This window comes from Dyella terrae, from assembly GCF_022394535.1.
Classification (GTDB): Bacteria; Pseudomonadota; Gammaproteobacteria; order Xanthomonadales; family Rhodanobacteraceae; genus Dyella.
On sequence record NZ_CP089414.1, the window covers coordinates 1,838,362 to 1,850,252 of the forward strand.

At 62.2% G+C, this 11,891-nt stretch carries 8 protein-coding genes; 2 read left to right on the plus strand and 6 right to left on the minus strand.

The genetic code is table 11. From position 1 onward, the window contains the following. Window positions 1-355: 355 nt before the first annotated feature. Entirely contained in the window at window positions 356-1,735 is a 1,380-nt protein-coding gene (locus tag DYST_RS07730; protein WP_239951119.1) for an Hsp70 family protein, read from the plus strand. An 85-nt stretch (window positions 1,736-1,820) separates the two neighbouring features. On the opposite strand, the gene DYST_RS07735 is transcribed toward DYST_RS07730, so the two are convergent. From DYST_RS07735 to DYST_RS07750, 4 genes are all read right to left on the minus strand, one after another. Then, window positions 1,821-2,957, minus strand: coding sequence for an SRPBCC domain-containing protein (locus DYST_RS07735; RefSeq protein WP_239951121.1), 1,137 nt, complete (start codon window positions 2,955-2,957; stop codon window positions 1,821-1,823). Then, entirely contained in the window at window positions 2,954-3,337 is a 384-nt protein-coding gene (locus DYST_RS07740) for an ArsR/SmtB family transcription factor (RefSeq protein WP_239951123.1), read from the minus strand. The genes DYST_RS07735 and DYST_RS07740 overlap by 4 nt, the downstream gene beginning before the upstream one ends. Before the next feature lie 87 nt (window positions 3,338-3,424). Continuing rightward, complete coding sequence (locus DYST_RS07745; protein ID WP_239951125.1) at window positions 3,425-4,537, minus strand: glycosyltransferase family 4 protein; 1,113 nt, start codon at window positions 4,535-4,537, stop codon at window positions 3,425-3,427. Next, window positions 4,534-5,241: a polysaccharide deacetylase family protein gene (locus DYST_RS07750; protein WP_239952088.1), complete on the minus strand. Its 708-nt coding sequence runs from the start codon at window positions 5,239-5,241 to the stop codon at window positions 4,534-4,536. Before DYST_RS07750 ends, DYST_RS07745 begins: the two co-directional genes overlap by 4 nt. Before the next feature lie 413 nt (window positions 5,242-5,654). On the opposite strand from DYST_RS07750, the gene DYST_RS07755 reads away from it, so the two are divergent. Then, a complete protein-coding gene (locus DYST_RS07755; RefSeq protein WP_239951126.1) occupies window positions 5,655-5,834 on the plus strand; it encodes a hypothetical protein in 180 nt (59 codons plus the stop codon). Between the two features lie 329 nt (window positions 5,835-6,163). On the opposite strand, the gene DYST_RS07760 is transcribed toward DYST_RS07755, so the two are convergent. Together DYST_RS07760 and DYST_RS07765 are read right to left on the minus strand one after the other, a co-directional pair. Beyond that, window positions 6,164-6,832: a glutathione S-transferase gene (locus DYST_RS07760; protein WP_239951128.1), complete on the minus strand. Its 669-nt coding sequence runs from the start codon at window positions 6,830-6,832 to the stop codon at window positions 6,164-6,166. Window positions 6,833-8,164: 1,332 nt separating this feature from the next. Continuing rightward, entirely contained in the window at window positions 8,165-11,632 is a 3,468-nt protein-coding gene (locus tag DYST_RS07765; protein ID WP_239951129.1) for a methylmalonyl-CoA mutase family protein, read from the minus strand. Window positions 11,633-11,891: the final 259 nt, after the last annotated feature.

An 11,891-nucleotide genomic window follows, 5' to 3' on the forward strand; every position in this document is an offset into this window, starting at 1 on the left:
CGCGAAGCGAATCGTTCGCACAGGAATGCGAGACACCCTGAGAACAGACGTCTATTCGTGAAGCAATACCGTCCTCACAACCCTAAAAGCTTCTCTGCGGCCTCAAAGGGGGAGAGTCTCCCGGCCGGCTCCGCGTTACCGCTCTTTTCTGCTCCTGCGCCCAGGCGGCGGGGCAAAGGTGAGGCCGGTCACGCCTTCGCGCCCCAAAACACGTCGCGGACCTATCTGGGACGCCATGGGGCCCGCCTGGGCCATGATTCTCACGGTTCGGAACGTCGGCGCCCCAACGCTCCAGGCATGGCGGCCCAAGACCTGAGATAATGGCCGATTGCTCCTTCGCGCGTGGCCTTTTTTTATGCATATCGGCATCGACTTCGGCACCAGCTATTCCGCAGCGGCCGCCATCATCGACGGCGAACTCACCCTGGTCCGCTTCGGCGAAGCAGAGCAATTCCGCACGGCCGTGTACTTTCCCGAGCTGGTGCCTGACCCCAGCGACTTCGAACTGACGCCCGAACTGGAAGCGCAGTTGGAAACCCATATCCGCTCCGCCCGCACTGAGCTGCGCCGACAGCAGGCCGCAGGCATGACGGTGTCGCGCACAGACGAAGAGCTGCGGCGCGACGCCCTGCGTGTGGTGCGCCGGCAGTGGATGGAGGAACAGGCGCGCGCGGCCACAACCACCGTCGCCAGCTTCCAGCACGCGCTGTTCGGCGAGGAAGCCGTGGAAGGCTACCTGGAGAGCGGCGGCGGCAACCTGATCGAATCGCCCAAGTCGATGTTCGGTTTTCGGCTGGACCCGCAGGTGCGCAAGGTGATCGTGCATATCGCCACGCACATCCTTGAGCACATCCGCCTCACTGCCAGTCGCCAGTTTGGCGAGCCGGTGCGCGGAGCAGTCATCGGCCGCCCGGTGGAATTCCGCAGTTCCATGGGCGCGGCCGGCTCGGACCAAGCGATCGAGATTCTGCGCGAGGCGGCAACCACCGCGGGCTTCGACGAAGTGAGTTTCCTCGAAGAACCCGCTGCGGCGGCGATGCATTATCACAAGAGCCTCGACGAACGGCAGCACGCACTGATCGTGGACATTGGCGGCGGCACCACCGACGTGACGCATGCAGAACTGGGCGGCAACACCATGCCGCTGGTTGCGCGCAACTGGGGCCTGCCCAAGGGTGGTACGGATCTGGACGTGGGCGTAAGCCTGCACAGTTTCATGCCACTAATGGGCAAGGACATCGTGCGTGTGCCGCAGCACCAATTCGTAGAAGCGGCCAGCGTGTACAACCTGCCCAAGCAACGCGAATTCCGCAAACAAAACTATCGCCTTGTCGCTGCACCCTACGGCCCGCGTTTGCGCGCACTGCAGGAACTGGGTGCCACCACACGCCTCAACCAGGCCGCCGAGCGCACCAAGATCATGCTGAGTGGCGCAACGGAACATCGCGCGCGGCTGGACTTCATCGAGCCCGGCCTTGGCGTGGATGCCACGCACGACGACCTGAATTCGGCCATCGAGCCGTTTCTCACCCTGCTGGAACGCACGCTCACCACGGTGCGTGGTGACCTTACCGCCCTGCCCGCCAGCGTATTCCTCACCGGCGGCACCTCACGCTCGCCGCAAGTGAAGGCCCGCGTGCAGGCATGCTTCCCTGAGATCCCGCTGGTGCACGGTGACCCCTCGCTGGGCGTGGTGTCCGGGCTGGCGGTAGCGGCGAACGAGGTTGTGCCGTAACGCATTTCAGCGCGTCGCGGGCCACGACTGAGGCGTAGCAGGAACGGGCAACGCCACGGCGTGCGTTGCCCGCTCCATCTCCACGTCAGGCTGCGCTCGCCTTGCGCAGTGGCGTGACGTTAGACGCATCGCCCTTGCCTTCGAAATCCGGCTCGGCCGACATGAAGCTGGGCCGCGCCTGCATCACCGCCTGTGCGCGTTGCACGTTGGGATACTTGGCGAGCAGGGCCTGGCCTCCCGGCATTTTCGACAACGAATAGAGCAACGGTGCGGCGAAGTAATCCGCAATGCACGGCGTATTGCCTACCAAGTAGTCGCGCGGGCCATAACCCTCATCGAGCGTTGCCAGCAGGCGATCGATATCAGGCATGGCAGCATCGATGATTGCGCGATTCGGCTGTCCGCCTTCGCCCGAAGGGAACATGTACTGCAGTACGCCACGCTTGACGATGGCGTCGTAACCGTAATCGTTCAGCACGCTATACCACTGCTCCGCGCGCGCGCGGGAGGTGACGCCACCCGCGGGAAACACGGCCGGGCCTTGAAAGGCTTCGTCGATGTAGCGCAGGATGGCTCGCGTTTCGTAGAACTCCAGCGGGCCGTCGTACAGCGCAGGGATACGGCCAAACGGATGGATGGCATCGGCTTCAGGCTTGTGTGGTGCTACCGACTTAAGCACGTACGCCACACCCTTCTCCGCCAGCGCAATGCGCACAGCGCGCGTATACGGGCTGATGGGGCTGCCCACCACCACGACGTTGCCGGCTGTGCCTTCCGGATCCAGGTAGTCGACCAGGCGATTGAACACGGATGTCCAACCCTGATGGTGATCGTCGCGCACGGCGGCATCGGGGAAGCCGGTATGGCGCATGTGGAGTTGCGTGCCGCCGTCTTTTTCGGTGAGCGTGACTTCGATGAGCGTGGTGCGTGCAGCCGCGTCACCTTCGCCATCCCATGCCCAGGTATAGGCGAGAAACGACGGGCGCTCGATGACCTGATAAACACCGCCCGAGCCATGCACCACGCCATCCTTGGTCACCATGGTGATGCGATAGCGCCCACCTACGCGTGCGTCGGCGCTCACTTCGCCCACGCTCAGCCCTCGTGGGCAGTGCCAGGCGGCCATGGCGGCCTCATCGGTGAAGGCTTCAAACACCTTTTCGCGCGGCGCGCGGATGTGGCGGGTCATTTCCAGTTCGAACGTTGCGGCTTGGGTGGTCATGGCTTTTTCCTCGGTGCACGTGGTGCGCCGCTTGCAGGTTGCTTTGCCTCGGCGCGATGGGTTCGCTCAACAAACTCGACCAGTCGATCCAGGTTGCCTTCCCAATGACGGCGATACGCTTCTAGCCAATCGTGCGCATCGTGCATGGGCTCGGCACGTAGACGGCAAATACGCCAGCGGGCGTCCACTTCACGCGCGATCAGCCCTGCGCTTTCCAGCACCCGCAGGTGCTTGGAGATGGCCGGCGCGGACATCTCGAACGGCTCGCCCAGTTCACCTACGGTCGCCTCGCCTCTGGCCAGGCGAGTCAGGATGGCGCGCCGCGTGGGGTCCGCCAGCGCGGCAAAGGTGATGGACAGCGGGTCGTCGGTATTTGCCATGCGATCAATTAACCACTTGGTTAATCGAAAGTCAAGTGCTTTCGCGTCGCGACTTTGTGAAGGCGCGGCAACGGTGCCGTAGGTCGCTTAGGTAATGGCGTGATGCAGGTGATGCACGGGCTCGCTGCCGAAGCGCAGCAATCGTTCGAAATCCCGCGCCACGGCCGCGTTGCTGAAATGCTCCATCACGTGGACGCGAGCAGCCATGCCCATGCGCCGGTATACGCCGGGCTTGCACATGGCGAGAATGGCGCCGCGCCACTCGGCGATATTGCCCGGCTCAAGCAAACACCCTGTCATGCCGTCTTCCATGGTTTCCGGCACGCCGCCGATGCGACTACCCAGCACGGGAACACCGCACGCCTGCGCCTCGATCGCCACGCGGCCGAAGGTTTCGAGCTCTACCGAAGGAAACGCCAGGAACGAGAACGCGCAGTAGTAGCGCGACGTATCATTCACCCAACCCGTGAAGTGGTGACGACCCGCTGCGCCACCCTGCTCCGCCATCGCGTGCACCACGTGTTCCTCGGCTCCGCGGCCTACCCAGAGCATGTGCAAACGAGGCTCCTCGGCCATAGCGGCGTTGGCGGCCTGCATCAACTGGGTGACGCCCTTGCCACCGTGCATGCGGCCCGCATAGCCCATGACGATAGCGTCCTCGGGTATATCGAACTGGCGACGCACTTGCATGCGCCGTGTCAGATCGGGCCGGAACTCATGAATGTCCACCGGGTTGTAGGAGATGTGCACGCGGTCGGGTGGCACGCCCTGATCCAAGTAGGCATTCCGCGCAAATTCGGACACCGCGATGAAGCGCTGCGCCAGCCTCGGGATACCGTATTCGGACAACCGGCTCATGCGCGGATTGCGATGACGGAACAACGCCACGGGTGTCCCTGTCAGGCGGCCACAGGCAATCAGCGGCCAGTACTCCTTGCCGAAATTACCCACCAACCAATCCGGTGCGAACCGCTCAATGCGCCGCAGCACCGCTGTGTAGCCACGCAGGTCGAGCACATTGCGGAACTTGCCAGGAAACACGGGCACACGCGCCGCCGTCATGCCATCGCCGATCAGGCCTTGGCGGGAAACGATGCTTTCCACGGGGTGCCCGGCCTGCAACAAAGCACGTGCAAGCGCCACGAAGTGTGTGGCTGCGCCGGTGTTCTCGGGATTGGTGCCAACGAAGAGCAGCTTCATGTGCGCTTGTCCTCGTAACGGGTGAGCACCTTTGCCGCCACCTGCGGCAACAGGTGATGGCGCGCAACCTGGATGCGCGGCAGGCGCCATAGGTCGGTGGATACACCACCGGTCGCGCGTCCGCGATCGGTGGTGGTGGCTGCGACGTAGCCCGCTTCGCGCGTCGCGTGGACAGCGCGTTCGTCGTAATCGCCGTACGGGTAGCAGAACTGCGTAATGCCGAGGCCGAGGCGATCTTCCAGCTCGGCCTTGCAGCCGTGGATCTCTTCGCGCTGTTGCTGATCGCTGCACTGACTGAGCCGCACATGCGTGCGCGAGTGCGCGCCTACTTCCATGCCGCCCGCGTGCCAGGCGCGAAGTTCTTCCGCCGACATCAGCGGCTTGCGCACGCCGACCTTCTCATCATCCCAGGCGTTGTACTGGCCGAGATATCCACTCACCGCATAGCAGGTAGCGGTGAAGCCGTAGCGACGCAACGTCGCCATCGCCCATTCGAGGTTGTCGACATAGCCGTCGTCAAGCGTGATGACGACGATCTTTCCTTCCTTGCCGCCCTGCAGATAGGGCATGGCGTCGGACATGGATACACCGCGATAGCCAAGCATGCGCAGCAACACCATCTGTCGAGCAAATGCACCCGGCGAGACATACAGGCTGCGATACACGTTGATGCCTTCAGGCACCTCCGCGATGTTGTGATACATGAGGATGGGGATCTTCACGAGGCTCTCTGCCGCTCCATGGAAACAACGGATCGAACGCATCCGTATGTGTTACTCCCCGAGAGCTGCGATAACCTTTCGCTTGCTTGCATGAACTTGTCGCTTCACGCAGCGTTCAAGAAAAAACTCTTCCCGATGGAAACCCTTCTTGAACTTGAAGTTTTCCTGATACGCCAGTGGCTGTCGCAACAGTGAATGGACACCTAACCGCAAGGCCTGCCATACCTGCATTCCCACGCACTGACGCAAGAGCCGAGTTAGCCAGGGCTTCTTTACGTGATCTATACGGTGCCTTAAGTGAAGCGATATCGCTTCTTTACGAAGAGCGCGCCGACAATGCTCGTATGAAGACTCACACGCATCAACACCGCAGCATAGGGTGGCGCGCCGTCGGCATGATTTTGTCGACACTGCTGTTCGCACTTTCCATCGTCGAACTGCTGCTGCGACCGGGCCAGGATGCAGCCCTATGGCGAGGCCTTGCGCTCTCGTCGCTTTATCTTGTGATGTGCTTGAGCCAGCGACGCCTGTTTGCACCGGCGCGCACCTATCAGCACCGACGCAACCACTGGTAAGAACTCGCGCCGTCATCGCATCGTGCCTCTCGACGTTCTTCCTTCGGGAACCACGGCACGCATCCATAGTCATAGATAGTCGCGTGAGATCAGGAAGGCTTGCAGCCGGGTAGCCGCAGGTCGGGTGTGCGGGCAGCAACTATGCACCTGCGGCACCGGTTGCAAACCTTCCTGATTTCATGGTGTCGCACGTAGCGACGCCATTGCGCAGAGGATGCGCTCCTGTAGACAACGCCGTGCGAATCGACGGGTCCAGCCAATCCCCGGAGAGACGCAAACCCCCGGCGGAGAACAGGAGCGCACCCTGTGCGCAACCTCCCCAGCATCTCTTAACCCAATGCGTAAGGGCCGCCACGCTCCAGCGCGCGTTTGTATGCTGGCCGCTGCTGAATACGCTTCACGAACGCAGCGATGTTCGGCAACTTGTCGGCGATGCCACTGCGTGCCATCGCCGCTTCCATAGGAAAGCTCATCTGGATATCCGCTGCACTGAATTCACTGCCAACGAACCAGCCCGTGGTTGCAAGTTCCTTGTCGACATAGTGCAAATGCAACGCCAGCTGCGGATCAACGAAGGTGCTCTGCAGCTTGCTCGCAATCTTCCGCGCAATGGGCTTGGCGAAGAACGGCATCGGTGCGCTGGCAATGCGTGACGCCACCAGCTTGAGCAGCAACGGCGGCATAGCGGAGCCTTCCGCATAGTGCAGCCAATAAGTGAAGCGCAGCCGGTCGGGCATCCCCGGCAATGGCGCTAGGCGCCCCGTGTCGTAATGGTCGACGAGGTACTCCACGATAGCCCCCGACTCCGCCACCACCCGCCCCTCATCCTCGATCACTGGCGACTTGCCCAACGGATGAATGGCACGCAACTCCGGCGGCGCCAGCATAGTGTTGGGATCACGCTGATATTTGCGAATCTCGTAAGGGACTTCCAGCTCTTCCAGCAGCCAGAGCACACGCTGGGAACGGGAGTTGTTGAGGTGGTGGACGGTGAGCATGGGAGGCGCCGGCGAAGTGGATGGCGGAGGCTAGCATGGGTGGCCAGGGGTTGGTGTGCGGCGGTTCTTTCTGTGCTTCGCACAGGGCTTGACCTGGTTTTCTGAAGCTTTCGGGCGGCGTATTTCAGATTTATTGCCGTGGAATTCGCGTTGCTGTTTCGCGGATGCGATGGACATGGCGCACGCTCAAAGGATGCGTGACTGTAGGAACCCACAGAACGCCTCAGTTCCACTCCCTCGCCCCTTTGGGGAGAGGGTTGGGGTGAGGGGCGGGTGCTCGCCTCGTGGTTTCATCCGCGCCGTCATCCTGGTGAGAATCGGGATCCTGTTTCGTCTGCGTTTGACCAGAGCCTCGTGCGTTAGCGCGATCGGGCCGCTTACGCAGCGGGCGTTTCGATCGTCTGCCGAAGACGCGAAGCTAGTCCCGTGGGACGCTCGAGTCACTTTTCTTTGTTGGCCCACGCACGCGCAGGACCGCGTGCGAACGGCGAAGCCGGCCCGAAGGGCGGAGGGCAGGATGCCCGGAGTAAAGAAAAGTAACCCGAAGAAATGGCCTGACAAGCCAACGCCCGCAGCATGTCGATGGGATAAGCCCGAACGGGTGAGGAAGCTTGTTGCTTGGCCATCTTCGCCGCTACATAGCGGGTACGTCGGAGCGCTTCGCAACGCGCCCTGGCGGAGAGGACTTAAAGCAGGCTTCGCTACGCTTCCCGATCTGTGAGGCTAGGGAAAGCAGACGCTACGCTTTCCTACCGCTGGGGCGAGGTAAAGGGGACGCTACGCTTCCCGACCGGTGTGGAGAACCCGCCACGTTACAGCATCGTCTTTCTCTTCTGCCTTGGCTTTGCGCCCTAGAGAAGGAGCAACGCGACCTGCCGCGATGCGATGTGCAGCGCAGCTGCACGAGCCTACGGCTCGGCGCTTATGACCTTCGGGCCCCCTGTGCGGCGGTGAGGGGTGGACGAGAAGACCCGCAGGGGGGATCGGCAGGACGCCGATCCCTTTTCGCCGGGGCAGGAGCCCCGTCGAAAAGCCCGGCCACCACTCACGAACTGACCGGCTTCACCGGCCAGCGCCAAGTGGGGGTGCCTTTCTTTGGGTTACTTTTCTTCGGGCAAGCAAAGAAAAGTGACTCGGCCTCCGGTAGGAGGGCGAAAGCCCGCCGCAGGCGAGCCAGATCACGACTGCGCGACAACCAAGCGAAAAGTCACTGGATCCCTGCCTTCGCAGGGATGACGGTTTCATCGAAACGGTAAGGCGAGCACCCACCTCTCACCCCAACCCTCTCCCCGAAAGGGAGAGGGAGAAAGCGAGCGCATCAAAACCCAGGCCTCACATATTGCGCCGATACTCACCACCCACGTCATACAACGCGTGACTGATCTGCCCCAGCGAGTTGTACTTCACCGCTTCCATCAACTGCTCAAACACATTCTGTCGATCACGCGCCGTGTTCTGCAGCGTCTTCAGGCTATCGGGCGCCAACTCATTGCGCGCCTTACCGAAGGCCAACACGTTCTCGATCTGCTGGCCCTTCTCGCCTTCCGTCGAACGGATGAGTTCGATCTCGGTGGCGATCTCGCCGCCGTGGTCCTTCGGCAAGAAGGTGTTCACGCCGATCAGCGGGAGGCTGCCGTCGTGCTTCTTCTGCTCGTAGTACATCGACTCTTCCTGGATCTTGCCCCGCTGGTACATGGTGTCCATCGCGCCGAGTACGCCACCGCGCTCGCTGATCGCCTCAAACTCCTTGTACACAGCTTCTTCGACGATGTCGGTGAGCGCATCGACGATGTAGCTGCCCTGCCAGGGGTTCTCGTTGAAGTTGAGTCCCAGTTCCTTGTTGATGATCATCTGGATCGCCACCGCGCGGCGCACGCTTTCTTCCGTCGGCGTGGTGATGGCTTCGTCGTAGGCGTTGGTGTGCAGGCTGTTGCAGTTGTCGAACAGCGCGTACAGCGCTTGTAGCGTGGTGCGGATGTCGTTGAACTGGATTTCTTGCGCGTGCAGCGAGCGGCCGGACGTCTGGATGTGGTACTTCATCATCTGGCTGCGCGCGCTGGCACCATAGCGCTCGCGCATGGCGCGAGCCCAGATGCGGCGGGCCACGCGGCCGATCACGGTGTACTCCGGGTCCATGCCGTTGGAGAAGAAGAACGACAGATTCGGCGCGAAATCGTCGATCTGCATGCCACGCGCGAGGTAGTACTCCACGATGGTGAAGCCGTTGCTCAGCGTGAAGGCCAGCTGGCTGATCGGGTTCGCGCCCGCTTCGGCAATGTGGTAACCGGAGATGGACACCGAGTAGAAATTGCGCACCTTGTGATCGACGAAGTACTGCTGGATGTCGCCCATCATGCGCAGCGCGAACTCAGTGGAGAAGATACAGGTGTTCTGTGCCTGGTCTTCTTTCAGGATGTCCGCCTGCACGGTGCCGCGCACCGTCTGCAGCGTTTCTTCCTTGATGCGCGCGTAGGTGTCCGCATCCACCAGTTGGTCACCGGTAATGCCGAGCAGGCCAAGACCGAGGCCTTCGTTGCCCTTGGGCAGGTCACCGGAATATTGCGGACGGCCATTCGGGAATTGCGCAGCGATCTTCTTTTCGGCCGCCGACCAGCGCGCCGAGTCTTCCTTCAAATACTTCTCGATGTTCTGATCGATCGCGGTGTTCATGAACATCGCGAGGATGATCGGCGCGGGACCGTTGATGGTCATCGACACGGAACTGCTCGGCGCGCTGAGGTCGAAGCCGGAATACAGCTTCTTCATATCGTCCAGCGTGGCGATATTGACGCCGGAATTGCCGATCTTGCCGTAGATGTCCGGACGCGGCGCGGGATCTTCACCGTACAGCGTCACCGAGTCGAACGCGGTGGACAGGCGCGTGGCCGCACCACCCTGACTCAGGTAATGGAAGCGGCGGTTGGTGCGCTCCGGCGTACCCTCGCCCGCGAACATGCGAGTGGGGTCCTCACCGGTACGGCGGTACGGATACACGCCACCGGTGTACGGATAGTGGCCCGGCAGGTTTTCGCGCTGCAGGAAGCGCAGCAGGTCGCCCCAATCTTCGGTCTTGGGCGGCGCCACCTTCGGGATCTTCTGGTGGCTCAGCGATTCGCGGTAGTTATCCACGCGGATCACCTTGTCGCGCACCTTGTACTCGTTGAACTCGTCGGTCACCGACTTATAGCGTGCGGGCCACTCGTGCAGCAGGTGGATGGCGTGGTGGCTGAGTTCCTTGATGGCCGCGTTATAGCGCTGACGCAGGGTCAGCAACGTGCGGTCGGCACCCTCTTCGTGCAGCGCTTCGGGCTCGTAGCGCGCCAGCTGACGCGGCAGGTGCGCGTCACCCAGTTCTTTCAGCGATTCGTAGTAGTGCTGCGCCTTGCTGGCGAACTCGGCTTCGCGCTCGATTTCCTTGTTGATGCCACGACCTTGCTCGGCGATCTCCGCGAGGTAACGCACGCGCGCACCGGGAATGAGCACCGTAGCGCGCGGCTCCTTCAGCGTGGTGTCGAGGTTGGGCGTCCATTTCTCCGCCGGCAAGCCGAGTTTCTCGCGCAGCAGGCGGCACAGGTTGCTGAACATCCAGGTCACGCCCGGATCGTTGAACTGACTGGCGATGCTGGGATACACCGGCACCTGCTCGTCGGTGAGCGTGAAGGCGGTGCGGTTGCGCTTCCACTGCTTGCGCACGTCACGCAATGCGTCTTCCGCGCCGCGCTTATCGAACTTGTTGAGCACGATCAGTTCGGCGAAGTCCAGCATGTCGATCTTTTCGAGCTGGCTGGCCGCACCGTAGTCGCTGGTCATGACGTAGGTGGGGAAATCCACCAGATCGACGATTTCCGAATCGCTCTGACCGATACCGGCGGTTTCAACGATGATGAGGTCGTACGGCTGCGCCTTGAGGAAATCGATGCAGTCACGCAGCACCGCGCTGGTCGCGGCGTGCTGGCGGCGCGTGGCCATGGAACGCATGTAGACACGATGGCTGCGCAGCGAATTCATGCGGATGCGGTCGCCCAACAACGCGCCGCCACTGCGGCGACGCGTGGGGTCCACCGCCAGCACGGCGATGCGCATGTGCGGGAATGCATGCAGGAAGCGCAGCAGCAATTCGTCCACCACCGACGACTTGCCCGCGCCGCCGGTACCGGTGACACCGAGCACCGGCGTCTGCTTGCCTGCCATCTTCCACTGCTTGCGTAGATGGTCCAGCTCGGCTTCCGGCAGCTCACCTTCCTCGATGGCGGACAGCACGTGACCCACAGCGATCTCGTTGCTGATGTCGACCATGGGCGTGATGGCCGACGACTGTTCTTCCGTCGCACGCTTCACCGCCGCGGCACGCGTGCGGTGCATGACGTCTTCGATCATCTCGGTCAGGCCGAGCCTCATGCCGTCATTGGGGTGATAAATGCGTTCGACGCCGTACGCTTGCAGCTCGCGGATTTCCTCCGGCGTGATGGTGCCGCCACCGCCGCCGAACACGCGGATGTGCGCAGCGTTGTGCTGCTTGAGCATGTCCACCATGTACTTGAAGTACTCGACGTGACCACCCTGGTAGGACGACAGCGCGATGGCGTCGGCGTCTTCCTGCAGCGCCGCGCGCACCACGTCTTCCACCGAGCGGTTGTGGCCGAGGTGAATCACCTCCGCGCCTTGCGACTGGATGATGCGGCGCATGATGTTGATGGCGGCATCGTGGCCATCGAACAGACTAGCGGCGGTAACGAAACGCAAGGGGCGGCTTTCCGCCTGGGCGGCGCTGGCGGAAACGTGCTGGGCGGGGGAACTCATGGGGACTCCGGGACTGCGGTGCGTCGGATTCCCGATTTTAGAGGATGGTTGCGTTTGGAACATGTTGCGGCGCGGAGTAAGCCTGATTCGCAACGATTTTTTGCGCTCCGCCGACCTTGCCGTGCTGGGCGGTATCGTCAGGCGAGCGACAGACTCCGCGGCCGTCATTCCGGCGCAGGCCGGAATCCAGTAGCGGAGTCGCCCGGTCGTCGCGAGGGCGTTGGCGGATGTTGCGTTATCCCTAAAACCGAGTACTCAG

What these genes read in the sequence shown, in the direction of transcription:
- DYST_RS07745 (WP_239951125.1), bottom strand. Translation starts at nt 4,537, where the DNA reads ATGAAGCTGCTCTTCGTTGGCACCAATCCCGAGAACACCGGCGCAGCC.
- DYST_RS07750 (WP_239952088.1), bottom strand. Translation starts at nt 5,241, where the DNA reads ATGTATCACAACATCGCGGAGGTGCCTGAAGGCATCAACGTGTATCGC.
- DYST_RS07765 (WP_239951129.1), bottom strand. Translation starts at nt 11,632, where the DNA reads ATGAGTTCCCCCGCCCAGCACGTTTCCGCCAGCGCCGCCCAGGCGGAA.
- DYST_RS07735 (WP_239951121.1), bottom strand. Translation starts at nt 2,957, where the DNA reads ATGACCACCCAAGCCGCAACGTTCGAACTGGAAATGACCCGCCACATC.
- DYST_RS07760 (WP_239951128.1), bottom strand. Translation starts at nt 6,832, where the DNA reads ATGCTCACCGTCCACCACCTCAACAACTCCCGTTCCCAGCGTGTGCTC.
- DYST_RS07730 (WP_239951119.1), top strand. Translation starts at nt 356, where the DNA reads ATGCATATCGGCATCGACTTCGGCACCAGCTATTCCGCAGCGGCCGCC.
- DYST_RS07755 (WP_239951126.1), top strand. Translation starts at nt 5,655, where the DNA reads ATGATTTTGTCGACACTGCTGTTCGCACTTTCCATCGTCGAACTGCTG.
- DYST_RS07740 (WP_239951123.1), bottom strand. Translation starts at nt 3,337, where the DNA reads ATGGCAAATACCGACGACCCGCTGTCCATCACCTTTGCCGCGCTGGCG.